General features: G+C 55.5%; 25 protein-coding genes. 9 read left to right on the top strand and 16 right to left on the bottom strand.

All coding sequences use genetic code 11. The annotated features are described in order from the left end of the window. Positions 1–14: 14 nt before the first annotated feature. Positions 15–311 carry a YicS family protein gene (locus tag IM273_RS07515; protein WP_028014983.1) on the top strand — a complete coding sequence of 99 codons (297 nt, stop codon included), beginning with the start codon at positions 15–17 and terminating at the stop codon, positions 309–311. Positions 312–355: 44 nt separating this feature from the next. Here the strand turns inward: IM273_RS07515 and IM273_RS07510 are convergent, their stop codons facing one another. Next, positions 356–1,306: a LacI family DNA-binding transcriptional regulator gene (locus IM273_RS07510; RefSeq protein ID WP_028014982.1), complete on the bottom strand. Its 951-nt coding sequence runs from the start codon at positions 1,304–1,306 to the stop codon at positions 356–358. A gap of 293 nt (positions 1,307–1,599) precedes the next feature. On the opposite strand from IM273_RS07510, the gene IM273_RS07505 reads away from it, so the two are divergent. The 6 genes from IM273_RS07505 to IM273_RS07480 all read left to right on the top strand — a co-directional run bounded on the left by IM273_RS07505 (position 1,600) and on the right by IM273_RS07480 (position 7,524). Next, a complete protein-coding gene (locus tag IM273_RS07505) occupies positions 1,600–1,914 on the top strand; it encodes a PTS sugar transporter subunit IIB (protein WP_014830072.1) in 315 nt (104 codons plus the stop codon). A gap of 11 nt (positions 1,915–1,925) precedes the next feature. Continuing rightward, positions 1,926–3,251 carry a PTS sugar transporter subunit IIC gene (locus IM273_RS07500; protein WP_028014981.1) on the top strand — a complete coding sequence of 442 codons (1,326 nt, stop codon included), beginning with the start codon at positions 1,926–1,928 and terminating at the stop codon, positions 3,249–3,251. A 17-nt stretch (positions 3,252–3,268) separates the two neighbouring features. Beyond that, positions 3,269–4,645: a glycoside hydrolase family 1 protein gene (locus IM273_RS07495; RefSeq protein WP_193050902.1), complete on the top strand. Its 1,377-nt coding sequence runs from the start codon at positions 3,269–3,271 to the stop codon at positions 4,643–4,645. A gap of 5 nt (positions 4,646–4,650) precedes the next feature. Further along, positions 4,651–4,953 (top strand): PTS lactose/cellobiose transporter subunit IIA, encoded by a 303-nt coding sequence (locus IM273_RS07490; protein WP_028014979.1) that lies wholly within the window; start codon positions 4,651–4,653, stop codon positions 4,951–4,953. A gap of 138 nt (positions 4,954–5,091) precedes the next feature. After that, positions 5,092–6,471: a carbohydrate porin gene (locus IM273_RS07485; RefSeq protein WP_041911699.1), complete on the top strand. Its 1,380-nt coding sequence runs from the start codon at positions 5,092–5,094 to the stop codon at positions 6,469–6,471. 147 nt (positions 6,472–6,618) lie between these two features. Beyond that, positions 6,619–7,524, top strand: coding sequence for an EamA family transporter (locus IM273_RS07480; protein WP_028014977.1), 906 nt, complete (start codon positions 6,619–6,621; stop codon positions 7,522–7,524). A 48-nt stretch (positions 7,525–7,572) separates the two neighbouring features. On the opposite strand, the gene nepI is transcribed toward IM273_RS07480, so the two are convergent. After that, positions 7,573–8,763 (bottom strand): purine ribonucleoside efflux pump NepI, encoded by a 1,191-nt coding sequence (nepI, locus tag IM273_RS07475; protein WP_045260822.1) that lies wholly within the window; start codon positions 8,761–8,763, stop codon positions 7,573–7,575. 207 nt (positions 8,764–8,970) lie between these two features. Here nepI and IM273_RS07470 point away from each other — a divergent pair, with 207 nt between their 5' ends. Continuing rightward, positions 8,971–9,969 carry an aldo/keto reductase gene (locus tag IM273_RS07470; RefSeq protein ID WP_047366712.1) on the top strand — a complete coding sequence of 333 codons (999 nt, stop codon included), beginning with the start codon at positions 8,971–8,973 and terminating at the stop codon, positions 9,967–9,969. Positions 9,970–10,031: 62 nt separating this feature from the next. Here IM273_RS07470 and IM273_RS07465 read toward each other — a convergent pair whose 3' ends face one another. From IM273_RS07465 to IM273_RS07430, 8 genes are read right to left on the bottom strand one after another with little or no spacing between them, the layout of a single operon-like run. Then, positions 10,032–11,207 (bottom strand): acetyl-CoA C-acetyltransferase, encoded by a 1,176-nt coding sequence (locus IM273_RS07465; RefSeq protein ID WP_045260824.1) that lies wholly within the window; start codon positions 11,205–11,207, stop codon positions 10,032–10,034. Further along, on the bottom strand, positions 11,204–11,617 hold the full coding sequence (locus IM273_RS07460) for a carboxymuconolactone decarboxylase family protein (protein WP_047366713.1): 414 nt from the start codon (positions 11,615–11,617) through the stop codon (positions 11,204–11,206). The genes IM273_RS07465 and IM273_RS07460 overlap by 4 nt, the downstream gene beginning before the upstream one ends. Then, on the bottom strand, positions 11,604–12,824 hold the full coding sequence (locus IM273_RS07455) for an MFS transporter (RefSeq protein ID WP_193050903.1): 1,221 nt from the start codon (positions 12,822–12,824) through the stop codon (positions 11,604–11,606). The genes IM273_RS07460 and IM273_RS07455 overlap by 14 nt, the downstream gene beginning before the upstream one ends. 21 nt (positions 12,825–12,845) lie before the next feature. Further along, a complete protein-coding gene (locus IM273_RS07450) occupies positions 12,846–13,496 on the bottom strand; it encodes an HAD family phosphatase (RefSeq protein WP_028014971.1) in 651 nt (216 codons plus the stop codon). A gap of 3 nt (positions 13,497–13,499) precedes the next feature. After that, complete coding sequence (locus IM273_RS07445; RefSeq protein ID WP_028014970.1) at positions 13,500–13,724, bottom strand: tautomerase family protein; 225 nt, start codon at positions 13,722–13,724, stop codon at positions 13,500–13,502. A gap of 7 nt (positions 13,725–13,731) precedes the next feature. After that, entirely contained in the window at positions 13,732–14,565 is an 834-nt protein-coding gene (locus tag IM273_RS07440) for a hypothetical protein (RefSeq protein ID WP_028014969.1), read from the bottom strand. Continuing rightward, a complete protein-coding gene (locus IM273_RS07435; RefSeq protein WP_028014968.1) occupies positions 14,558–15,334 on the bottom strand; it encodes an AfsA-related hotdog domain-containing protein in 777 nt (258 codons plus the stop codon). The genes IM273_RS07440 and IM273_RS07435 overlap by 8 nt, the downstream gene beginning before the upstream one ends. A 10-nt stretch (positions 15,335–15,344) precedes the next feature. Further along, entirely contained in the window at positions 15,345–15,956 is a 612-nt protein-coding gene (locus IM273_RS07430; RefSeq protein WP_192978536.1) for a hypothetical protein, read from the bottom strand. A 187-nt stretch (positions 15,957–16,143) separates the two neighbouring features. Between IM273_RS07430 and IM273_RS07425 the strand changes: the two genes are divergently transcribed. Continuing rightward, positions 16,144–17,064 carry a LysR family transcriptional regulator gene (locus IM273_RS07425; RefSeq protein WP_059357169.1) on the top strand — a complete coding sequence of 307 codons (921 nt, stop codon included), beginning with the start codon at positions 16,144–16,146 and terminating at the stop codon, positions 17,062–17,064. Here IM273_RS07425 and IM273_RS07420 read toward each other — a convergent pair. The 6 genes from IM273_RS07420 to uhpA form a co-directional block, all read right to left on the bottom strand. Next, entirely contained in the window at positions 17,061–17,513 is a 453-nt protein-coding gene (locus IM273_RS07420; protein WP_028014965.1) for a DUF1198 domain-containing protein, read from the bottom strand. The genes IM273_RS07425 and IM273_RS07420 overlap by 4 nt on opposite strands. 151 nt (positions 17,514–17,664) lie before the next feature. Continuing rightward, positions 17,665–18,669 carry an alpha/beta fold hydrolase gene (locus tag IM273_RS07415; RefSeq protein ID WP_193050905.1) on the bottom strand — a complete coding sequence of 335 codons (1,005 nt, stop codon included), beginning with the start codon at positions 18,667–18,669 and terminating at the stop codon, positions 17,665–17,667. 160 nt (positions 18,670–18,829) lie between these two features. After that, a complete protein-coding gene (gene uhpT / locus IM273_RS07410; RefSeq protein WP_028014963.1) occupies positions 18,830–20,221 on the bottom strand; it encodes a hexose-6-phosphate:phosphate antiporter in 1,392 nt (463 codons plus the stop codon). A 132-nt stretch (positions 20,222–20,353) separates the two neighbouring features. After that, entirely contained in the window at positions 20,354–21,664 is a 1,311-nt protein-coding gene (locus IM273_RS07405) for an MFS transporter (protein WP_193050907.1), read from the bottom strand. Beyond that, positions 21,657–23,162, bottom strand: a complete 1,506-nt coding sequence (gene uhpB / locus IM273_RS07400; protein ID WP_193050909.1) for a signal transduction histidine-protein kinase/phosphatase UhpB — start codon at positions 23,160–23,162, stop codon at positions 21,657–21,659. The genes IM273_RS07405 and uhpB overlap by 8 nt, the downstream gene beginning before the upstream one ends. Then, entirely contained in the window at positions 23,159–23,752 is a 594-nt protein-coding gene (gene uhpA / locus IM273_RS07395) for a transcriptional regulator UhpA (RefSeq protein ID WP_041911714.1), read from the bottom strand. The genes uhpB and uhpA overlap by 4 nt, the downstream gene beginning before the upstream one ends. Positions 23,753–23,754: the final 2 nt, after the last annotated feature.

The raw sequence follows: 23,754 nt of genomic DNA, 5'->3' as shown, positions 1-23,754 counted from the left end.
AAAGGGGGTTGTTGATGAAAGCTGCGCACCTGGTCTGCCTGCTGGTTTGTCTGCTCTTCGCCGCGTTTGTCCATGCTCAGGAAAAGGACGATCCGGCGAAAGAGGCGCAAATAAAGCAGCAGGTCCTTAAAGATATTAAGAAAACCTGTACGCCACAGAAAAAGCAGAGCGATAAGGCCTGGCAGGAGATGATTTTGTCGTCCGAGGCCAATCAGCTGCTGATCAAAAACGCCATCACCGCCGTGAAGCGCGACAACCTGGACGCCTACTGGGCTGCGGTTGGTCAGGTGGATTGTCTGGAAGATTATTGAGTTCTCGCCGGGTGGCGCTGCGCTTACCCGGCCTGGAAAATGTTTTAACGCTTCCGCACGTCCGGAATGATGAGATCCCCGCGCAGAACATAGGACCCGAGCATCTGCGTTTTCTCCGTCAGCCAGCTTACGATACGCGCCGCCATGGCATCCATTGAATATTCAATCGCCGGGATCACCGGAATACCCGGCAGGTGCAGCGATCCGGCCAGGCTAAAGACCATAATGTCGTCCGGTACGGATTTATTAAACGCCTGCAGCTGCGGGATCACCCGCTGGGCTTCCTGCTCGTCCGCCACCAGCAGCGCGTTGAAGTTCAGCGTGGACGCGTTGTTGAGTAATTCCTGAAGCGCAACGGACGAGGAGGTCGCGTCCATAAAGACGAGGTTGCGATTAAAGGGCAGGAAATTTTTCTCCAGCGCGTGCTTATAGCCAAGCAGCACCTGGTCGGCAAACCCGCTGCCGTGCGGGTGGATCAGCGCAATCTGGCGACGCCCCTGGCTGGTCAGATAGTTACAGGCGGTTTCGGCGGCAAAGGCGTGATCGAACTGAATGCTGTTGGAGTTATCAGCCTCCATGCAGTCCACCAGAATGACGTTTTCCATATCCACGTCCAGCGGGAAACGGGCGCCAATCACCAGAATGTCGTCACACAGGCCGCAGGAGAGTTCTTCAAGAGCATTCATCACTTCCGCTTTGCTATGGGCGAAGCGCAGCAGCAGGTGTTTTTGATGCTGGCTGAGCTGTTTTTCCAGCGCGTAAAGATAACCGGTGGTCTGGTTAATGTTTTCCTGCGCGCAAATCACCCCAATGCAGCCCGTCGACTGGCTCAGCAGCGACTGGGCAATCACGTTAGGCCGGTAGTTCAGCTCATCCACCGCCTTCAGCACGGCCTGACGGCTGGCTTCCTTAACGCCACGTGACCCACTCAACACTCGCGATACCGTGGCTTTAGACACCCCGGCCAGACGTGATACATCATTGATTGTCGACATCTCTTTCCCCTGGCAGGCTAACCTCGCGCCTGCAAATTCCATAACCGCTACGGCTCACATTATAGCCAGAACGGAGTATATCCGTTTCCGTTTTTCATGGAAACCGATTTTCCCTTTCCACTCAAAATGATGTCAAAACAGCCAAATTATGTGACCCACATCCGGTTAATTAGCCTCATAAGCATTGGATCTTGATGGTTATCACAGTTCTGCTTTTTATAAATGGAAACCGGTTTCCGTATCATGTCCAATCATTCTCGCAATAACTATTTACATTTAGAGGATGGTTGTCGATGTTCAAGATTATGCTGTGTTGTTCTGCCGGGATGTCCACCAGCCTGCTGGTTAGCAAAATGGTCGATGTCGCGAAAGAACGTGGTTTGCCGGTGAAGATTGATGCGTACGGTGTTTCCGAATTTGATACGCAGTTTCCGCAATACCAGGTGGTACTTCTCGGACCGCAAGTGAAATACATGTTACAGACACTCTCAGACAAGGCGGCTACGAAAGGCATTCCGGTGCAGCCCATCGACATGATGGACTACGGCATGCAGCGTGGCGATAAAGTACTGGACTATGCTCTGTCGCTCATCGAAGCGGCACACTAAAAGGTGTTCACATGAGTTCGTTATATCAATCCATGGTCGCGGTGATTGAGCAGTCAATTACCCCGCTGGCCGCAAAGCTGGGTCAGCAAAAGTATGTGATTGCCATCCGCGACGGCTTTACCGCCGCGCTACCGTTTATGATCATCGGCTCGTTTATGCTGGTGTTCATCTTCCCGCCGTTCTCGGCGGATACCACCAACAGCTTCGCCCGCGGCTGGCTGGATTTCTCCCAGACCTACCGCGAACAGCTGATGCTGCCGTTTAACCTCAGCATGGGCGTGATGACCTTCTTCATTTCGGTGGGGATTGGGGCGAGCCTGGGGCGTCAGTTTAACCTCGACCCGGTGATGTCCGGCCTGCTGGCCTTTATGGCCTTCCTGCTGGTCGCCGCGCCGTATGCCGACGGTAAAATCTCGACCCAGTATCTCTCCGGTCAGGGCATCTTTACCGCGCTTATCACCGCGATTTACGCCACCCGCGTCTATGCGTGGCTGAAGCAGAACAATGTGACCATCCGCCTGCCGAAGGAAGTGCCCACCGGCGTGGCGCGTTCGTTTGAGATCCTGATCCCGGTGATGGTGGTGATCGGTACGCTGCACCCGCTGAACCTGTTCATTGAAGCGCAGACCGGAATGATCATCCCGCAGGCGATCATGCACCTGCTGGAGCCGCTGGTATCCGCATCTGACTCCCTGCCCGCGATACTGCTCTCCGTGCTGCTGTGCCAGATCTTCTGGTTTGCCGGTATTCACGGCTCGCTGATTGTCACCGGCATCATGAACCCGTTCTGGATGGCGAACCTCTCCGCAAACCAGGCGGCGCTCGCCGCAGGCGCGGCGCTGCCGCACGTTTACCTGCAGGGCTTCTGGGATCACTACCTGCTGATTGGCGGCGTAGGCTCCACGCTGCCGCTGGCGTTCCTGCTGCTGCGCAGCCGCGCCACGCACCTGCGCACCATCGGTAAAATGGGCATTGTGCCGAGCTTCTTTAACATCAATGAGCCGATTCTGTTCGGCGCGCCGATCATCATGAACCCGATGCTGTTTATCCCGTTCGTATTTGTTCCGCTGGTCAATGCCTGCCTGGCGTACGGCGCAACGAAGCTCGGCTGGCTGGCTCAGGTGGTGTCATTAACCCCGTGGACCACCCCCGCGCCGATTGGTGCCTCATGGGCGGCAAACTGGGCGCTCAGTCCGGTGATAATGTGCCTGGTCTGTATGGTGATGTCCGCGCTGATGTACCTTCCGTTCCTGCGCGCCTATGAGCGTACGCTGATGAAAAACGAAGAGCAGAAGGCCCAGGCAACCGTCGGTACCGCTGAAGCCGCAAGCAATTAAGTCAAAGAGGAAAGGACATGAAATACGCATTTCCCGATAACTTCTGGTGGGGCAGCGCAAGCTCCGCTCTCCAGACCGAAGGGGCAAGAGAGGGGGAAACCACTTGGGATTACTGGTTTGCCCGCGAGCCGAACCGTTTTCACAACGGCGTGGGGCCGCAGCAGACCTCCACGTTTTATCAAAACTGGAAAACGGATATTCAGCTGTTAAAGCAGCTGAACCACAACAGCTTTCGTACCTCGATTAGCTGGGCGCGCCTGATCCCCGACGGTATCGGTGAAGTGAACCCGGAAGCGGTCGATTTTTACAATCAGGTCATTGATGAGCTGAATGAACAGGGCATCACGCCGTTTATCACCCTGTTCCACTTCGACATGCCGATGGCGATGCAGGAGATCGGCGGCTGGGAAAACCGTGACGTGGTGGACGCTTACGCCCGCTATGCGCAGATCTGCTTCGAGCTGTTTGGCGACCGCGTGCTGCACTGGTTTACCTTCAACGAGCCCATCGTCCCGGTGGAGGGCGGTTATCTGTACGACTTCCACTATCCCAACATAGTGGATTTCCGCCGGGCCGCCACCGTGGCGTATCACACCGTGCTGGCCCACGCGAAGGCCGTTCAGGCTTACCGCGCCGGACATTACGCGGGGGAGATCGGCATCGTGCTGAACCTGACGCCGTCCTACCCGCGCTCGCAGAACCCGGCGGACGTGAAGGCGGCGCACATCGCGGACCTGATGTTTAACCGCAGCTTCCTTGACCCGGTACTGCGCGGGGAGTATCCGGCCGACCTGGTGGCGTTGCTGAAATCCTACGATCAGTTGCCCGCCTGCAAGCCGGAAGACAGCGCGTTGATTGCGGAAGGAAAAATCGACCTGCTCGGCGTGAACTACTATCAGCCGCGTCGCGTGAAGTGTCGCGACAGCGCGGTGAACCCGCAGGCGCCGTTTATGCCGGAGTGGTTCTTTGATAACTACGAAATGCCGGGCCGCAAGATGAATCCGTACCGCGGCTGGGAAATCTACGCGCCGGGTATTTACGATATTCTGGTTAACCTGCGCGACAATTACGGCAACCCTCGCTGCTTTATTTCTGAAAACGGCATGGGCGTCGAAAATGAACAGCGCTTTATTGAAAATGGCCAGATTAACGATCAATATCGCATCGAGTTTATTTCTGAGCATTTAACGTGGCTGCATAAAGGGATTAGCGAAGGGTGCAATTGTCTTGGCTACCATATGTGGACATTTATTGATAACTGGTCGTGGTGCAATGCCTATAAAAATCGCTACGGATTTATTCAGCTCGATTTAGAGACGCAGCAGCGCACCATTAAGAAAAGCGGAGAGTGGTTTGCCGCCACCGCCTTAAATAATAGTTTTGAAAAAGAGTAATAATGATGATCGCACTAGAAGAAGCCGTAATGGAAATTATCGTCAACGCCGGACAGTCCCGCAGCCTGTGCTTTGAAGCGCTGCACGCGGCACGTCAGGGCAACTTTGACGAGGCCAAAAGCCTGCTGCACGAAGCCGACGGCTACGCGCGCCAGGCGCACAAGATGCAGACCAAACTGATCGAGCAGGATGCGGGCGAAGGCCGCCAGCCGATGACGTTAATCATGGTGCACGCGCAGGATCATTTAATGAATTCCTTATTAGCGCGTGAATTGTCTGAAGAAATAATTCATTTATATCAGAGATAGTCTATGGCGAAATAAAGTTAATGTAATACCTCTGTACCCTAAATAGAGATCCACTTGTTCTGATGATAGCGACATACTCTGTCAGATCGGAGCGGGATGGTTATTGTCTGAATAAAATTAAACTATATTGAGATAACCATGAATACGATTAAAAAACTTCCATTAACCATGGCGGTTATCGCCGCGCTTTGCCCAATTTCCGTACTCGCACAAGAATTTACCCAGGAGCAAATCGACGCCATTGTGGCGAAAGCGGTAGATAAAGCTCTGGCCGAGCGTCAGGCCAAAATGGATGCGGCGGTTGCGAAAAAAGCGGACGTGGTGACCGAGCCGCAAAGCGCGGCGCAATCCCCGGATATGGCGATCCCGTTCGGCATTAAATTTACCGGCTACGCCCGCTACGGCGCGCACTTCCAGGCCGCCGATCAGAAATACGTGGCGGTGGACGGCTCCTACAACGGCGCGTCCGCGATTGGTCGTCTGGGTAACGAAGGTAACGGCGGGGAATTCCAGCTCTCCAAGGCCTTCAAAGGGGACAACGGCGCCATCTGGGACATCAACGTGATGATCGACCACTGGGGCGATGAGGTTAACCTGAAAAAAGCCTACGCGGGGGTGACCAACATTATGGCCTCCAACCCAAATGCCTACTTCTGGGCCGGTCGTGACTTCCACCAGCGTCCGCAGCAGGGCATCAACGATTACTTCTGGATGAACCACGACGGCCAGGGCGCCGGGGTGAAGAACTTTGACATCGGCGGCGTGCAGTTTGACGTGGCTGCCGTGGCGGCGGTGGAATCCTGTAGCCCGGAAGTGATGGAAGATGAAGCGAACCCGTCGCGCATCACCTGTACCGGCGGTTCCGGCACGGGCGACAAGGGCAACTACGCCGCGACCTCCAAAATCCACGGCATGAAGCTCGGCCCGATCGACATGGAGCTGTACGCCAACTACGGCTTTGATTCGAAAGCGGTTGAAAGCGACGAACGCCTGAACGCCTGGCAGGGCGGAGTGGTGCTGAGCCACACCAACGACAGCGGCGTGAACAAGGTGATAGCCCGCTACTCCGATAACGCGGATAACAGCGTGTTCAACAAAACCGAAGATCTGACCACGGTCTACGCCAGCTTCGAAGGGCTGTATAAATTCACCCAGGCCACGCAGGTGGAGTACATCCTCGCCTTCCACGACTACGACAACAGCCGCGATAAGACCGACAACCGCAAGAACTACAACGCCATCGTGCGCCCAATGCACTGGTGGAACGACGTTCACTCCACCTGGCTGGAAGCAGGCTGGCAGCACGTTGACTACGACAACGGCGGCGACAACAAGGGCTGGAAGCTGACCCTGTCGCAGAACATGTCTATCGCCATGGGGCCTGAGTTCCGTCCGATGCTGCGCTTCTACGTCACCGGCGGCAAAGTGGATAATGAACGCACCGCGCGCGTGAACAATACCAAAGACGAGACGCTCGACGACTTCAACGTCGGCGCGATGTGGGAGGCGTGGTTCTAAGGTCAACAACATGCCGGGTGGCGCTACGCTTACCCGGCCTACGGTTTTCCCCCTCTCCCCGTGGGAGAGGGCCGGGGTGAGGGCATCAGGCCGCACATAACCATGCTATGCTGTTGGCCAATTAACGACAACATAGCAGGGGAGAAAATGGGTTCCACACGTAAAGGGATGCTGAACGTCCTGATCGCCGCCGTTTTATGGGGCAGTTCCGGAGTTTGCGCGCAGTACATCATGGAGAAAAGCCACATTTCTTCGCCTTACCTGACCATGGTTCGCCTGCTGTTTACCGGCGTGATCCTGCTGACGCTCTCCTTCGTTCACGGCGACAAGATTTTCTCGATCATCAAGCATCGTAAAGACGCCCTCAGTCTGCTGTTTTTCTCGCTGGTCGGCGCGCTCACCGTGCAGCTCACCTTCCTGCTGACGATTGAAAAATCCAACGCCGCTACGGCGACCGTGCTCCAGTTCCTGTCGCCGACCATCATTGTGGCGTGGTTCGCCCTGGCGCGGAAAACGCGTCCCGGCGTGTTTGTCCTGTCAGCGATTTTTACGTCGTTGATCGGTACCTTCCTGCTGGTGACCCACGGTGACCCAACCTCGCTCTCCATCTCCCCTGCCGCGCTGTTCTTCGGCATCGCCTCGGCGTTTGCCGCCGCGTTTTATACCACCTATCCGTCAGCGCTGATTGCCCGCTACGGCACGCTGCCGATTGTCGGCTGGAGCATGTTGATTGCCGGATTAATGCTGACGCCGTTCTACGCCGGGCGCGGCACCACTTTCGTGATTGACGGCGGCCTGCTGCTGGCGTTTTTCTACCTGGTGGTGATCGGCACGGCGCTGACGTTCAGCCTGTACCTGAAGGGCGCGCAGATGATCGGCGGGCCGAAGGCGAGCATTCTGAGCTGCGCCGAGCCGCTGAGCAGCGCGTTGCTGTCAGTGGTGTTGCTGGGCGTGGCGTTTACGCTGCCGGACTGGCTGGGGACGCTGCTGATCGTGTCGTCGGTGGTGCTGATTTCGATGGATTCGCGTAGAAGGGTTAAGGCATCGGCGTAGCCTGATGCCCTCACCCCAACCCTCTCCCACGGGAGAGGGAGAAAAACACTACTTCGCCTTAACCTTCCCCGCCACCAGCAGCGCGGTCAGCAGCATCAGCGTGCCGGAGATCACCAGCGGCGACGTCAGCCCCAGATGGTCGAGCGCCACGCCGCCAATGGCCGCACCGCAGGTGTTCGCCAGCTGGATCACCGCCACCTGAATCGACCCGGCTTTTTCCGCCTGATCGGCAAGCGTTCGGGTGATCCACGTCGACCAGCCCACCGGTACCAGCGCAAAGGCAAAGCCCCAGATAATCGCAATCGCCGAGGCAACCCACTTGTCGCTACCCCACAGAATCAGCACCGTGGCACTCACCGCCAGCAGCAACGGCGCACCCGCCAGCGCCACCTTCAGGGAGCGCTTCAGGAACTGGGACGACAGCGACGTGCCGATAAAGCTGGCGATACCGAAGCTCAGCAGCACCAGCGTCAGGCCGTCCACGTCAAAGCCCGCCATGGTCATAAACACCGGGCGGATGTAGGTGAAAAAGGCAAACTGCCCGGCAAAGGCCATAAAGATGGCGGTCATCCCCGCCAGCACGCCCGGACGCTTGAGCAGCGCGAACATGTTCTGTTTGTGGTGCGCCGCTTCGCCCGGCAGGGACGGCAGCGCCTTCCACACCCAGATAATGCAGAGCACACCCATCACTGCCGCCGCGTTAAAGACGTTACGCCAGCCGATAATCCCACCAAGGAAGCTGCCCAGCGGCGCGGCAATCACCAGCGCAATAGAGACCGCGCCGAAGATAACGGACAGCGCTTTTGGCACGGTGCGCGCGGGCACCAGGCGCATGGTCAGCGAGGCTGACATCGCCCAGAAGCCGCCTAATCCCAGCCCCAAACAGGCGCGACCGAGCAGCAGCAGGGTGAAGCTTTCCGCGAAAGAGACCAGCAGGCAGGAGAGCGTCAGCAGCACGCTGAACAGAATGACCACTTTGCGGCGATCAATCGCGCCAATCACCTGAGTGATAAACAGGCTGGCGAACATCGCCACAAAGGCGGTGACGGTAACGGACTGCCCCGCCACGCCTTCGGAAATGCCCAGATCCTGCGCCATCGGCGTCAGCAGGCTCACCGGCAGAAACTCAACGGTAATCAGGCAGGCGACGCAGAACGCCACGGAGAAAACCGCCGACCAGTTGGGGCGCGACACCTCTTTGGTCTGCGGTCTGGTCGAGGGCTGGATATGTTCTGTCATGGCGTCACCTGAAGATAAAAACGTGCGGAAAAGTCGCGCAGTTTATCATCAAAAGTGTGACGAATTTAACGTTTAGACAACTTTTGTCGTTTTTAATGATTCGGAAGGCAGAGCGGCGGTGACTGATACCTTTTCAGCATAACGAAAATGAAAATTCAGTAACCACAATTGAGGTGAAACAATCATAGCGTCTGAAAAGGAGAAACTATGAAAACACGTACTTTATCTCAAAATCTTACCGTCAGTGCCGTCGGCTACGGTGCCATGGGTCTGAGTGAATTTTATGGCCAGACTGATGACAAAGGCTCACTGCAGGTATTGCATAACCTCATCGATCTGAACGTGACGTTTATTGATACCGCAAATTTATATGGCCGTGGCCATAATGAAAGGCTAATCGGTCACTTTCTTGCCGGGCTGGATAAAAACACTCGCGACCAGTTCAAAATCGCCACGAAGTGCGGCATCGATCGCTCTCCTGACGAGTCCTACGCCCGCACCATCAACAATACGCCGGACTATATCATCCGCTGCTGTAACGAATCCCTTAAGCGGCTTGGCGTGGAGCGAATCGATCTCTTTTATCTTCACAGGGTGAGTAACGCAACCCCGATCGAAGAGAGTATGGATTGTCTGCGCACCCTTGTTAAAGAGGGCAAGATCAACCACATCGGCCTTTGCGAAGTGTCGGCTTCAACGCTGCAACGGGCTCATGCGGTGCATCCGGTCACCGCATTGCAAACAGAATATTCTCTGTGGACACGAGACATCGAGGAAAACATTTTGCCGGTCGTGAAAGCGCTAGGTATCGGCCTGGTGCCCTACTCACCTCTTGGCAGAGGCTTCCTGACGGGAAAATACCTGAACAACAACGATTTTGCAGAAGGTGATTTCCGCAAGAATAACGAACGATTTGTTCAGTCCAGCCTCGATCATAATCGCCAGTTGCTCGATATCATTACCCCGCTGGCGACAAAATACGGCTGTACCGCAGGTCAGATTGCGCTTGCCTGGCTGTTAGCACAATACGATCGGCTGGTTCCCATTCCGGGTACTAAGCACGTCAGCTATCTGGCCGAGAACGCGCGCGCTGCCGATATTGTGCTTGAGAAGAGCGATATCGAATCGTTGAACAACCTTCATCGCCGGGTAGCGATTAAAGGCGATCGTTATTCTGCCGAGGGTATGAAGGGCGTGAATGCCTGATACAGCATCTTGAAAATAAAAAACCGGGTTTCCCCGGTTTTTTTATATCCACAGATACGCCGTTAGCGATAAACGCTCAACGCGACGCCTTCCCCGCCGCCAACGCACAGTGCGGCAACGCCACGCCTGGCATCATTACGGATCAGGGAGTGAACCAGCGTCACCAAAATTCGGCAGCCGGATGCACCTATCGCATGCCCAAGCGCGATTGCCCCGCCGTATGGATTGATACGATCCGGGGAAATCCCGGCCTGCTGAATCACAGCCAGCGCCTGGGCGGCAAACGCTTCGTTGGATTCGAGATGATCGACATCCTCAGGCTTCCATCCCGAGCGGGAAAGACAGTCGGCAATGGCCTGAATCGGGGCTGCACCCATTAATGCCGGCTGGATACCGGAATTGGAAAATACGCCCAGCGATGCCAGAACCGGCAAACCACGTGCTTCGGCAGTCTCACGCGTACAAAGCAGGACCGCCGCGGCACCGTCATTCAACGATGAAGCATTTCCCGCCGTCACCGTGCCCTCTTTTCGGAAGACAGGCTTCAGTTTCGTCAATTTTTCGATACTGGTTGCACGGGGTCCTTCATCCCTCTCCACGCTGATCGTTTCACCTTTTCGCGTTTGCCACTCAACCGGGACAATTTCACGCTCAAAAATGCCACGCGCCTGCGCTTCAAGCGCATTGTGGTGAGAGACAAGGGCATATTCATCCTGCATTTCGCGGCTGATACCAAACTCCGTCGCAACATTCTCTGCAGTGATACCCATGTGATAATCGTTGAAGGCATCCCAAAGCCCGTCAGAAACCAGGCTATCTTTGAGAGTAATATCACCCAGCCGCGTTCCGCTACGCGACGTCGTGGCGATATGCGGCGCGTTGGACATACTCTCCTGACCACCGGCGATAACAAACTCAGCCTCCCCCGTCTGCAGCGCCTGCATGCCAAGATGGACCGCCTTAAGCCCGGACCCGCACACTTTGTTTACCGTCAGACATTGCGTATCTACGGGCAATCCAGCATTCAGTGCCGACTGTCGGGCCGGGTTCTGGCCGCACCCCGCAGTAAGAACCTGTCCCATAATGACCTGAGAGATATCACTGGCTTCTACGCCAGATTCTTTCAGGAGCGCCTGAATAACGCGGCTTCCCAGATCAGAGGCTGAATGCTCCGCAAGCGCGCCCTGAAATGCGCCCGTCGCCGTGCGGCGGGCTGCAATAATAACAATCTCACTCATGCGTCACTTCCCTTCAGTCCTGGCAAAGTATGGCCCGTCGCGGCCATTGCCGCGCGGTATGCAGTAAGACCATTCATGCAGGCGGGAACGCCAGCATATACCGCCATCTGTATTACAATTTCAAGCAGCTCTTCCGGCGTCACGCCGGTATTGAGCGCGCCTCGCATATGCAGTTCTAGCTGCGGCATGGCATTACCCAGCGTCACAAGCGAGGCGACGGTCAACATTTCGCGCGTTTTGAGATCCAGTCCCGGACGACCCACCACATCCCCGAACGCATAGTCGGTAATCAGGGCGGGCAGCCCCGGGTCCAGCTCGCTCAGGCGGCGGGTGACTTTCTCCGCGAGCCCCGCTTCAAGACGGTCCATAATCTCTCTGCCATAGCGCGTGCGGTCATTAATTTGACTCATAAGATTTCTCCATACGGGATTGTTTTGCGGTCAACGTTGCCGGAATAACCGCGACAAGCAGAACGGACAGACCGATGGCCGTACCGGCGACGATATACAGGAGCGGCATTGAAAATGATGAAACCATCCAGGCACCGACTGACGCACCGATACCAATGGCGGTATTGAAAAATGAAACGTAGATTGCGGAGGCCGGGAAGGCTTTATCCTCTGCCATACGTAAAACCCACGTCTGGAAACCGACAAATATTCCTGATACGGCGACACCCCAGACAACCATACTGGTAAATATCAACGCAGCAGAGAGCGAGGAACCAGACAGGCCCAGGAACAGCAGCACTGCACAGATCAGCAGTACAGACAAAGAGACCGTCAGCTTGAGATACTTATCAATCAACACGCCGGTCAGGAAATTACCTGCCAGACCCGCGATGCCGTAAACAAAAAGCACAGCAGGAATAATGGTGGTGGACAGTAAACTCTGCGTGTGTAGCCAGGGTTCAATGTACGTAAAGGCAGCAAAGTGAGCCGTCACAGCCAGCAAGGTTGCTGAGTAAATTTTCCATAATGTTGACGATTTCAGCACGCCTTTAAGCGCATCCAGCCCGAGCGCGCTTTTGCTGGTAATCCTGGGAACAAGAACGCTAATACCCACAAAGGCAATTACGCTCAGCGCGGCCATCAGCCAAAATGCCTGCCGCCAGCCGAAGTTAATACCAATATAGTTGGATACCGGTACGCCAAAAACGCTTGCTGCGGAAACACCACCAAATACGATTGACGTCGCCGCCCCTATATATCTGGCAGGGACCATAGCCACCGCCGTTGCGCCGATCATCGCCCAGAATGCGCCGTGAGCGAGCGCTCCCAGTACGCGGGCGCTAAGCAGCATGCTATAGACGTTTACCGTCGCAGCCATAACGTTAGAGATCAGAAGTACCACGGTAAGCACAAGTAAAAGCCGCTTCTTGGCCACATTCCCTAAAAAGACGGAGGCAAACAGCGCACTCAACGCCCCCACCCAGGCATAAAGCGACACGGTCATGCCCACCGCAGATTCCGAAGACTGTAGCCCCTCTGCGATTGGCGTTAATAATCCGACTGGCGCCAGTTCGGTGGTGACAATAGTAAAGGTTGAAATAGCCAGAATGAATAAAGCAAGCCATGACCTTAACGTCATATTCTGCGGAGTGAGTTCTGAAGTCATACTACTTACCTCAATAAGGATTTAAATAATGTGCCAATTTTTTTCAGTTGCATATCTGGTAAGCGCGGAATGCTCTCCCACACAGACGGGATGGCCAGTGGCTTCCAGCATTGGAATATCCGAAAGATCGTCGCCGTAAGCATAACAATCCACGGGGTTAATCTCTTTATCATCGCAAAAGGCGATAAGCGCGTCTTTTTTACCTGTTCCAATTGTTTGAGGCAGGCCGATTTCACCCGTCAACTCACCTTCGTCATTTATTATCACCGGCGCACAGAGTACTTCCGTTACTCCAAGATATTTTGCAATGGGTGAAAGAATCGGAAGCATAGAGCCCGATATAAATACGGTATACATGTTCTGGTTCTGATGTTTTTTAAGGGCTGAAACAGCACTCTCAATAAAAAAATCGCTTTCCAGCTTACGCCTGAACCACTTCTCACCCATTTCTTCCAGATAACGACAAGACACGCCTTTAAACTGACGATAATAATCTCTGTTCAGAGCTTCCCTTGGCACGCCGTTTTTCACGTCGGTGCGAAAACGAGACATATAGCGTTGAAGACGATCGTTTTGATTATTTTCCCTGCACCAGAAATCATAGAAATCAAACATGCTTTTAATATTTATAAGCGTTTCATCAACATCAAAAAAAGCGGCATGTTTACGCAAACTTTATTCCTCGTAGTTTTTTCTTCGACTCTTAACCGGAAAATCTCTATCCGTACCAGACACGCCTGCATCCGCCCAGCGGGAAGGCGCAATTTCAGAAACCACCACGGAAATTTTATCCAGCGGCGCACCCGTGTTTTTGTGAACGGCAAAAGTGATATCTTCCTGTAGTCTGATGATTTGATTTTCATCTTTCGCAGGCCAGGTCATAACATGAATAAATGGCATATTTTTCTCACTCTATAGTTGTAAATTCATCGAAGGAACGGCCTTTGAGTTTTAAATGGGCATGGATATCGCCTCCAAGACCATAAAAGCCAATTGCCCCGCCGTAGCTCTGACGCGAGCTCATATAAAGTACGACTACGTTAATAATTCTGTTTCCTTTCCTCGCCGGAGCCGGGAAAGGATCGGTTAACTCTGCCCAATATTCGGCATTACCTTCGCTATCGGTTATAAATACGTTGGGTATTCCCAGCGGACCTGGCCTGCTCGGATCCTCCGAGGCTAGATCGTTTTCCCTGAGACTCATCACGGTGTAAACGCTATCCGGAACAAGGCTCCGGAACGAAAACGTGAACCGGGCTCGTTTCTTATCTTCGGACAATGTGACCTCAAAGGTGCCTTCTGCCTCGAGCCAGGCAGCGAGGGTCACTGGCTCGATCTCTCGCTTTCCATCGCTGCTGCGATAATCCGCGATATAGCCTTCATGAAGTGGCAGGCCAGGCCTTATTTCATTATTGGCCTGCGGCCGCTGTTCTGGTGCGAAAACCATCCGATAGTTGTTCATCGGAATGGGTAAAGGAAGAGTATGAAGAATGATGTCCTTCAACGCGTCCTGAGGCATCTTGTCCAGATCGCACAGAATGTTATAGGGTGCGACTTCCCCAAATGCCGGAAGCGGGCTGTCCGGAGAGACAATGACGCTTCGCCACTGCAGTCCGTTATCCCCTGGCACCATGCCCACCACGACAAAATTACCCTTCCCGTCCATGACCTCCGCAGGGGGGTAAAGCGGCCCCTGCGTGGTCGCAGCCAGACGGTATTTCTGGCTACGTAATTCAGGCATGCGTTACCCCCTGAGTCACCCCTTGCTGCTCAACAATGGTCGCCTGCATGGCAACCTCAGCCAGAGATTTCTCTTTCTCTGTAATCAGGGCGGAAGGATAGACGGTGAACGAGACATCCATTGTCGCGCAAAGCGTTTGGTGCTGAGTGACGCGAACCTGAGCCTTGAAACGCCCCCGGCGGTCGTTAATATCTTTTTCAAGAAATTCAAAGTGGACCAGCGCCGGTAAAGGGAACAGGAAACTGGCGAAATTGATTGCCATGCTATTAATGACGTAATAGCGTCCACTTTCCTGCTGGTAAATAAATTCTTCGGTGACGCCGATAAAGGCCTGTCGGCTGGCTTCAACCAGGAGCATTCCCTGAATATGCTGCCCCGTCTGATGATCCGCCATCAATTCGCAACGCTCATCGATTAACAGCGGCATCGCATAAAGATCGTGGTTATGCTCAGCTTGTTCCGCAGGTCCTATAAGTACATTCTGTTCCAGTCTTTTATGGCAATAAGCATTTTTTTTGTCGCTAACCAGTTTTTCCAGAGAGCACATTTTTAACTTATTACCATGAATCGCATTTCTTGCCTGGTTTGAAATTACCTTTCCGGCAAAATCCTTGCGCACGCCCTGCCCAACAATAATTTCATGTTCTTTATCAATGATATTCGCAGGGATTTGAGTCAATAATTCTAGCTGAGATATAGTCAGTACATCTTTACCATTGGCAAATTCATTAAATTTATCGCCAACAACTACCAACTTTTTACAGTTCATTCATTGTCCCTCAACAACAGCAAGCACGATAGATACGTGTATAAAGGCCGTCATTACCGCCAGTAATAAAGTTATCGCCGGCCTGTTGAATGATTTCCTGATAACGCGCATTGGTAAATGCTTCTTTATATGCTGCTTTATCGCCGTTGAATGAGGAGATAAACATTACACCCGGAACGCCACTGATCAGTGAATGAAATGCTTCGAAACTTTCAATCTTATCTTTGTTATCTCTTACAACATTAAAAATGGTTTCATCGCGCCACTGACGGTACTGCTGATAGTTATGCGCAGGCACTTCGACGTGTCGGAGTTGAATATAATTTGATTGTGGCAAGCTATTTTTATTATCAATTGGGGATTCAACAAACTTAAGCAGTTCGCGACGGATATCGGCAGAAAGAATTTCAGAGAAACGATGGAACATGGATTCCATTTCACTTTCAACCCATGCAATTTCTTTAATATCGTTGAATGCGCGTAATTCCAGCAATTCATTAACGCCGTTTTCTTCACAGGTATAGTAGCGAACGTTTTCATTGCTTTTTAAGGAAGTAAATTCTTTTTCAGAAAAAGTGTTTTTTAATGGGAAGCGTGATACCAGTACATATTTAGACGACATAATTACTCCGAGTATTGATTAAGTGAGGATTCGGATAGAAATTTATCAATACAGGAAACTATTGGAATTGTTAAATTTGTAATATATTTTTTGTATTACTGTTAAAACGGGTTTTGCTGCCAGCATTTAGCGTGTAATATCGAAATGGAAAAAAGACGAAATACCTTTTCGCATTTAGGACCCACGTATGGCTACAGCAGAACATTTAATCAGCAATAACCTGCCCAGTATCAAACAATTACAATGCTTTCTCGCTGTTGCACATGAACTTAACTTTCGTAAGGCTGCCGAACGTCTGCGCATGACTCAACCGCCTCTGACGCGTCAGATAAAATGCCTTGAAGCGGTGTTGAAACGTCAGTTGTTCAGTCGCAGTACGCATGACGTTAGCCTCACTGAAGCAGGCCGAGCGCTGGTCGTTCAGGCAGAAAAAATACTCAAAGACATCAGCAGCTTAAAAGAAGATCCTCACTCTTCAGAAACGAGTCTGCGCATCGGTCTCACGCGCACGCTTAATTTTGAATATATTGAACCTGTAAATACCCAGCTTCAAAAAATGAACGCCGGAGATGACGTTGAAACGCCCGACCTGACGTCAGCACAGCTGCTGCAAAGCTTGTCTAAAAATATGCTGGATCTGGTGCTGACCGGGGAAAAAGGAACGGGTCATGAAGACATTGTTCAATACCGCTGGGTCTGCCAGGAACCGTTGCTCATCGCAATGCCTTCTTTACATCCTGCCAGTCTGAAAGAGAAAGTCTCGCTGGAAGACATTAGCGATCTTCCACTTTTTTGGTTTTCGAGAAGCGCTAATCCGTCATTCTATGACAAATGCGAAAGCTACTTTGACACGCTGAAAACGCCGCTGAAGCGTATTAAAGAGCCGGATGATTCCCTCGTGATGCTAAGCCGTATCGCAAGAGGGAAAGGGTTTGCGCTGCTGCCTCAGTCAAAATGCACCTTCAATCAGGAGGGGCTATGCTATCGCGAACTAACGGACGATGAGGCAAAGAGATTAAATATTGATATCTATGCCGCAACTCGCCTCAATGAAAACAGAGAGGAGATCCTGAACGCTCAGAATATCTTGTGCGGCAAAAAGGCTTAATGCAGATAAAACACACCTTCTTCCGGCAGAAATAGCTGGTTATAGCGCAGCTGGAAGGCGTTCAGCTCCTGCGGATCGGGCTCCATTTCGCGCATAAAGCCAAGTGCCAGACGAATTTGCGCATCGGTAATGGGTGCGGCAAGGCGGGCTTTACGCAGCATACGGTGCCAGGTATGCAGATTCTCTTCGCTACCGTCGACAATACAGACCTGCCAGATGAGCAGCACCTGCGCGGCGTTTTGCAGATGCGCCTCGTCAGGCCGCTCAAGGTAGCGGATAAATTCATTGCCCGGTGTTTTACCGAACTGGTCAATCATCGACTCGATCGGCATCGGGGTAATCCCCAGCCGTTCGCTTAAACGTTTGATGGCGCGGCGGGAATCTGAGGTCAGGACGCGAAATCCCACCACAAACACCACGGCAAGCGTTGCCAGCATTATCCAGACCATGCGTTCTCCTTAGACTAGCCGCTCATCATAGCGGGAAACGCAGCGTGTCGACAGCGGGTACGGCCAGAATAGTGAACCGAAAAAAGCTGGATAAATGCGATGAAAGCAATCCCGCGCAGGCGTGGCTGCGCGGGCTGTTGCTGGAGACCCGTCAGCGCGCCTGAAGCCCCTTCAACAGCGCCTCGTGAAAGCGGGCGGGATCCTGCATCTGCGGCGCGTGGCCCATGTCGTTAAATTCCACCAGCGTCGCGTGCGGGATGCGCTTCGCCGTCTCTTTGCCCAGCACCGCATAGTTGCCGAGCGTCTTGCGGACCTCCGGCGGGGCGAGGTCTTTCCCGATGGCGGTGTTGTCCTTCGTGCCGATCATCAATAATACCGGCATCTTCAGGTCGCTAAATTCATAGATGACCGGCTGGGTGTAGATCATGTCGTAGAGCAGCGCCGAGTTCCACGCCACGCGCGCCTTACCCGGCCCGTTGTTCAGCCCGGCAAGCATCGTGACCCAGCGTTCGTACTCCGGCTTCCACTCCCCGGCGTAGTAGGTGTTTTTCTCGTACTGACGAATGCCATCGGCGCTGACCTTCAGCTCGCGCTGGTACCACTGGTCAACCGTGATATGCGGCACGCCGCGGGCTTTCCAGTCTTCCAGGCCTATCGGATTCACCATCACCAGCTGCTCTACCTGCTGCGGCCACATTAGCGCGTAGCGGGTCGCCAGCATGCCGCCGGTCGAGTGGCCGATAACCGTCGCGCGATCGACGCCAAGCGATGTGAGCAACGCGTGGGTGTTGTCCGCCAGCTGCTGGAAGGTGTACTGATAATGCGCCGGCTTGGTGGATTTACAGAAACCAATCTGGTCGGGTGCGATCACGCGATACCCGCTAGCCGACAGCGCGCGGATCGTGCCGTCCCAGGTTCCGGCGCAGAAGTTTTTGCCGTGCATCAGCACTACGGTACGTCCGTTGGGTTTTTCCAGCTTCACGTCCAGGTAAGCCATATCCAGAGACTGGTTTTGCGAGGTAAAGGTAAAGTGTTTTACCGGCCAGCCGTAGTCGAAACCTTCCAGCTTCTCGCCGTAGGTGGGGGCATCCGCAGCCATTGCGGGGGACGCCAGCGTCATCAGCAGCGCCAGGCAGGAAAATTGTCGGGTTAACATGCAAGCTCTCCGTTAGCAAAAGGGGCTAAGGCTGCACGAAAGGCGGCAGCAAAAAACACTGTAGAGCATGGAGAGGAGTGGGTGTGTAAAGCGGGGTAAAGGTAGGACGAGCAAATAAAAAAGCCCGGCGGTAAGCCGGGAAAAGAAGTTACCTGCACACTCAGGCCGCTTTTAATTTCTGCGCGCGGTTCTCGCGGCGAATTTTACGTTCTTCCAGCACCGCGACCATCGCCATCAGGACGATACAGCCAATCGCTGCCGCATCCAGCGCCGCGAAGGTGCCCGCCCAGCCGGTAAGGCCGAAAATCGGCGTGCCGTCGGCGATCATCCCCAGGCCAAGCTTGGCGAAGCTGTCGCCGATCAGGTAGGCGAAGGTGCCTTTAATCCCATCGGCGGCGCCGATCGCTTTTTTCGGCACGAACCCTACGGCCGCCACGCCAATCAGCAGCTGAGGGCCAAACACCAGGAAGCCGAGCGCGAACAGGGACGCCAGGTAAACGTACTGGTTGCTGGCGTGCTGGTAGATGCCGAGCGTGGCGATAATCAGCGCCAGCGCGACGCAGGCCACCAGCGCGCGACGGCCGTTGGCGAGGTCGGAGAGCCAGCCCCACAGCAGCGTGCCGACCAGCGCGCCCACTTCGAACAGGGTGAAGCCCTGAATCGCCACCTCTTTTGAGAGCTTCAGCTCTTGGAAGGCATACACCGTTGACCACTGGTCAATGCCGATGCGCACCACGTACAGGAAGATGTTTGAGAAGCACAGCAGCCAAATCACTTTGTTTTTCAGCACGTACTCAACAAAGATCTGCCATTTGGACATCTCGTTCTCTTCGGTCTCTTTGTCCTCTTCGCTGATCTCCTCACCGAACAGCTCTTCGGCTTTGCCGAGGCCGTACGATTCCGGGGAGTCGCTGCCGAAACGCAGGCCGATAAAGCCGACGATCAGGGCGATAATCGACGGGAAGATAAACATGCCGATCACGTGGCCGTCGAACAGATAGTTCGCGCCAAACAGCGCCACGCCTGCCGCACCCGCCCCGCCGAGGTTGTGGGAGATGTTCCACATGCCGAGGTACGAACCCCGCTTGCGGCGCGGCGTCCATTTGGTGATGGTGGAGTAGCTGCACGACCCGCCGGTGCTCTGGAAGAAACCGCTCAGGGCGTAGAAGGCAATCATCAGGAACAGGCTGACGGAGCCCGCGCCCATGCTGGCGCTGAAGCCGAGCATACAGATGGCGGAGAGGATCAGCATAAACGGCAGGAACTGCTTGGTGTTTTTGCCGTCCGCGTAGTAGGACACAACCGTTTTCCCCACCCCGTAGGTGATGGAGAAGCCCAGGCCAATCATCCCCAGCTGCGTCATGCTCAGCCCGTAGGTGGAGATCATGTCGTTCTGCGCGATGTTAAAGTTTTTGCGGATCAGGTACATGGTCAGGTAGCCGATGAAGACCACCAGATAAGACTGCATGAACGGTTTGAACCACATCTTGCGCCGCACGTCGAGCGGCAGATCCAGGGTCGGCTTGCGCACCTGGTTTAAGAAGGCCAGCATGGTTGGTTTACTCCTGAGCTGATTTTTGCAGCATTGTAAAAATCAGCCGGGAGAGATGCCTGAGACAGCGTCCAGGTGAAACCGGGAAAATTTCCTAGTTTTGCGCCATTCGGCAACAAAAGGTGAGGCACGTCACGCTTCGCGGGGCGCCTGGGCGTGCAAAAACGGCAGCAGCAGCAGGGCGGAGATGCCCGCCGCGATGGCGATCGCCGCGAAGAATCCGCTCCAGTGCCAGATGTCGATGACCCGTGCCATCGGCCAGCCGGAGAGCGACGCGCCGAGGTAGGCAAACAGCCCGACAAAGCCCGTTGCCGCGCCTGCCGCCTCCTTGTGCGAGCACTCCGCCGCCGCCATGCCGATCAGCATCTGCGGACCAAAGACAAAAAAGCCGATGGTGAAGAAGCACGCCGCCTGCATCACGTAGCTGGCGAACGGCATCAGCCACAGCGAGCCGACGGAGAGTAAAATCCCGGCGGCAAAAATCAGGTTCATCGGGCCGCGGTTGCCGTTGAACAGCTTGTCCGAGCCCCAGCCCGCCACCAGCGCGCCGATAAACCCGCCCAGCTCGAACATCGTCACCGCAGAGTTGGCGGTCACCAGGTCCACGCCGAGCGTCTCGGACATGTACAGGTTGCCCCAGTCGTTGATCGCCGCGCGCACCACATAGACCAGCACGTAGCAGAGGGACAGCAGCCAGATGTACGGATTTTTCAGCACGTATTTGGTGAGGATTTCCTGGCGGGACAGCCCGGCGCCCTCCTGCTGCTGGGCAATCTCCATCTCGTCGTGCCGCCAGTCGCCCACCGCCGGCAGGCCGACGGTTTGCGGCCTGTCGCGCAGGCGCCAGCAGAGGAACAGCCCGGCGACAATCGCGAGGCCACCAGCAATCATCATCCCCGTGCGCCAGCCGTAGTGCAGCGCTGCGGCTCCCACGACCATCGGGATCAGCGCCCCGCCGACGTTATGCGCGGTGTTCCAGATCGCCCACCATCCGCCGCGCTCGTTGCGCGAGTACCAGGCGGTGAGCAGGCGGGCGCAGACCGGTGCGCCCCAGCCCTGGAAAAAGGCGTTCAGCGCCCACAGCAGGGCGAAGGCCCACAGCGAGGTGGAAAAGCCAAACAGGATGTTCACCACGCCGGTGGCGATCAGCCCAACGCCCATGAAATAGCGCGCGTTGGAGCGGTCGCTGACGATGCCGGAGAAGAACTTCGACAGCCCGTAGCTGATGTAAAACAGCGTCGCCAGCAGGCCGATATCGGTGCGCGTCATCACGCCGCTGGCGAGGATTTCCGGCGCGGCGGCGTTGAAGCTTTTGCGGGTGAAGTAGAACAGCGCGTAGCCGAGCCAGATGGTGATCAGGATATGGCGACGCCAGTAGCGATAGCGGGCGTCGATTTCCGCCTTGTCGCGCAACGGAGCCGCGCTGGTTGGGGTTTTAAACATGGTACGTCCTTAACGGCAAACTGACGCTGACGCGCGTCCCGTGGGTGCAGGAGAGGGTCAGCGTGCCGCCCAGCGCCTTCACGCGCTCGCGCATGCCCGCCAGGCCAAAGCCCTGCTGGCCGGAGCCCGGCGGCAGGCCACAGCCGTCGTCTTCAATCACCAGCATCAGGCGCTCGTCCTGCTGCCAGCCCTGGAGCGTCACCGCGCTGGCATTGGCGTGTTTGACGATGTTGTTCAGCCCCTCCTGGCAGACGCGGAACAGCGTCACGCGCTGGCCTTCGCTGAGCAATGATTCATCAATGCGCCAGTCGAGATGACTGACAATGCCGCGGCTTTCCAGCTCCATCTCGCGCATCAGGGAGCGTATCGCCTGCTCCAGCGACAGGTCATCAAGCTGGCGCGGACGCAGCCGTCCCAGCAAGCGGCGAACGGCGTCATAGACACCCAGCGAAAGCTGTTCGATATGCGCCCCGCCCTGCTTCACGCCCGCGTTATCCGCCGCCAGGCGCTGAACAATGCCCGCCTGGGTGCGGATGGCGGTAATGGTCTGGCCGATATCGTCGTGCAGCTCGCGGGCCACCTCCTGCCGCACGCTCTCCTCAGTCTCCAGCAGACGCTCCGCCAGACGACGGTTGCGCGCCAGCTCGGCTTGCAGGGACTGGTTCAGCTCGCGAAGACGCTGAATGCCCGCGCCGAGCAGCAGTCCGGTCAGGCTCTGGGCCAGCAGCGAGAGCAGCAGATCTACCGGATGGTCGTGCCAGGTCTGGCTGGCGATCAGCGCGATGGCGTTCATCAGCGTGGCGATCAGCGCCCCCTGCCAGCCGTAGTGCCAGGCCAGAGCGATGATCGGCAGCGCCAGGCAAAACGGCGTGAAGCGCGAAAGCTCGGCGGGCAGACCAAGCTGCAGCCACAGGCTCACCATAAACAGCAGCAAATACCAGATGAGATGCCGGGCGCGCCAGTTCACCGGTTGGGAGACCAGCGCGGGGCCGAGCGGCTGCCAGACGGTGCTGGTGAGGTAGTGCCAGAAAACCAGACAGGTCGGCGCGAGGGTCAGGCCGCCGGTAAGGGTCAGAAGCAGGGCGTTAAGCATCTCCTTCTCGCCTAACCACGGCAGTGACTGCAACAGCGCGGCGGCAATCAGCGCCGCCCCCTGACGCAGCAGCGTGCGCCAGTCGCGCTGGTGGCGGTAGCGGGAAATCAGGGCAACGGGGAGAAGCGTGAGCAGGCTTCCGGTCATCAATAAGGGAAGATGTGCGAGGGCCACTTCCTGCGCCAGCCAGACCAGCATCAGCCACTCCGCGCCGAGCAAAACGGGCCAGTAGCCGCGCGGGCACTGGAGCATTAGCCCCAGACGCAGGCCGAAGGGAAACAGCAGCACCGCCAGCTCCGGGCGCTCCACCAGATGCAGACTGATGCTCCACAGGCAGAACCACGCAGCGGAGAAGATAAAAAAGCTGGCAACGACGGCGATCAGCCGCGAAAACACGGGACTCATTGCCAGCTGTCAAACATGCGGCGCGCCAGCTCGACGTCGTTGCTGACGTTGAGTTTTTCCATCAGATTGGCGCGGTGGACGTGCACGGTTTTCGGCGACAGATCCAGCTCGGCGGCAATCTCTTTCACCGACATGCCCTGGGCAAGCTTCTCCGCCACCTGGCGCTCGCGTCTGGTGAGCGGATCCTGACGTCCGGCCGCCAGCTTGATGGCGATATCCGGCGTCAGGTAGCAGCCGCCGGTGGAGACGGTGCGCACGGCAGCGATCAGCTCGTCCGGGCTACAGCGTTTGGAGAGGAAGCCGCGTGCGCCCGCGTTGAGCGCCTGCTCGACCAGCGCCGGGCTGTCGTGAACCGAGAGCATGATCGTCGCCATCCCTTTCGGCAGCTGGCTCAACAACTCCAGCCCGGAGAGATCCGGCATCGAGATGTCACAGATACAGACCTGCACCCCGCGCCCCGGCAGGCCCGCCAGCGCCTCGTGACCGGAGCCAAACTCGGCCACGACCTGAAAATCCGGTTCGAGGTTAAGAAGCTGGGCAAAGCCGGAGCGGACGATAAGGTGGTCGTCGATGAGAGCGATGGTGGTCATGT

This window comes from Enterobacter cloacae complex sp. P13B, from assembly GCF_014895915.1.
Lineage (GTDB): Bacteria > Pseudomonadota > Gammaproteobacteria > Enterobacterales > Enterobacteriaceae > Enterobacter > Enterobacter bugandensis.
The sequence above is the reverse complement of the archived record's forward strand: the minus strand, read 5'-3'. Positions and strand labels throughout refer to the sequence as shown.

Bases quoted from the DNA above. Each gene is read 5' to 3' on its own strand.
- IM273_RS07515 (WP_028014983.1), top strand. From the start codon at position 15: ATGAAAGCTGCGCACCTGGTCTGCCTGCTGGTTTGTCTGCTCTTCGCC.
- IM273_RS07510 (WP_028014982.1), bottom strand. From the start codon at position 1,306: ATGTCGACAATCAATGATGTATCACGTCTGGCCGGGGTGTCTAAAGCC.
- IM273_RS07505 (WP_014830072.1), top strand. From the start codon at position 1,600: ATGTTCAAGATTATGCTGTGTTGTTCTGCCGGGATGTCCACCAGCCTG.
- IM273_RS07500 (WP_028014981.1), top strand. From the start codon at position 1,926: ATGAGTTCGTTATATCAATCCATGGTCGCGGTGATTGAGCAGTCAATT.
- IM273_RS07495 (WP_193050902.1), top strand. From the start codon at position 3,269: ATGAAATACGCATTTCCCGATAACTTCTGGTGGGGCAGCGCAAGCTCC.
- IM273_RS07490 (WP_028014979.1), top strand. From the start codon at position 4,651: ATGATCGCACTAGAAGAAGCCGTAATGGAAATTATCGTCAACGCCGGA.
- IM273_RS07485 (WP_041911699.1), top strand. From the start codon at position 5,092: ATGAATACGATTAAAAAACTTCCATTAACCATGGCGGTTATCGCCGCG.
- IM273_RS07480 (WP_028014977.1), top strand. From the start codon at position 6,619: ATGGGTTCCACACGTAAAGGGATGCTGAACGTCCTGATCGCCGCCGTT.
- nepI (WP_045260822.1), bottom strand. From the start codon at position 8,763: ATGACAGAACATATCCAGCCCTCGACCAGACCGCAGACCAAAGAGGTG.
- IM273_RS07470 (WP_047366712.1), top strand. From the start codon at position 8,971: ATGAAAACACGTACTTTATCTCAAAATCTTACCGTCAGTGCCGTCGGC.
- IM273_RS07465 (WP_045260824.1), bottom strand. From the start codon at position 11,207: ATGAGTGAGATTGTTATTATTGCAGCCCGCCGCACGGCGACGGGCGCA.
- IM273_RS07460 (WP_047366713.1), bottom strand. From the start codon at position 11,617: ATGAGTCAAATTAATGACCGCACGCGCTATGGCAGAGAGATTATGGAC.
- IM273_RS07455 (WP_193050903.1), bottom strand. From the start codon at position 12,824: ATGACTTCAGAACTCACTCCGCAGAATATGACGTTAAGGTCATGGCTT.
- IM273_RS07445 (WP_028014970.1), bottom strand. From the start codon at position 13,724: ATGCCATTTATTCATGTTATGACCTGGCCTGCGAAAGATGAAAATCAA.
- IM273_RS07440 (WP_028014969.1), bottom strand. From the start codon at position 14,565: ATGCCTGAATTACGTAGCCAGAAATACCGTCTGGCTGCGACCACGCAG.
- IM273_RS07435 (WP_028014968.1), bottom strand. From the start codon at position 15,334: ATGAACTGTAAAAAGTTGGTAGTTGTTGGCGATAAATTTAATGAATTT.
- IM273_RS07430 (WP_192978536.1), bottom strand. From the start codon at position 15,956: ATGTCGTCTAAATATGTACTGGTATCACGCTTCCCATTAAAAAACACT.
- IM273_RS07425 (WP_059357169.1), top strand. From the start codon at position 16,144: ATGGCTACAGCAGAACATTTAATCAGCAATAACCTGCCCAGTATCAAA.
- IM273_RS07420 (WP_028014965.1), bottom strand. From the start codon at position 17,513: ATGGTCTGGATAATGCTGGCAACGCTTGCCGTGGTGTTTGTGGTGGGA.
- IM273_RS07415 (WP_193050905.1), bottom strand. From the start codon at position 18,669: ATGTTAACCCGACAATTTTCCTGCCTGGCGCTGCTGATGACGCTGGCG.
- uhpT (WP_028014963.1), bottom strand. From the start codon at position 20,221: ATGCTGGCCTTCTTAAACCAGGTGCGCAAGCCGACCCTGGATCTGCCG.
- IM273_RS07405 (WP_193050907.1), bottom strand. From the start codon at position 21,664: ATGTTTAAAACCCCAACCAGCGCGGCTCCGTTGCGCGACAAGGCGGAA.
- uhpB (WP_193050909.1), bottom strand. From the start codon at position 23,162: ATGAGTCCCGTGTTTTCGCGGCTGATCGCCGTCGTTGCCAGCTTTTTT.
- uhpA (WP_041911714.1), bottom strand. From the start codon at position 23,752: ATGACCACCATCGCTCTCATCGACGACCACCTTATCGTCCGCTCCGGC.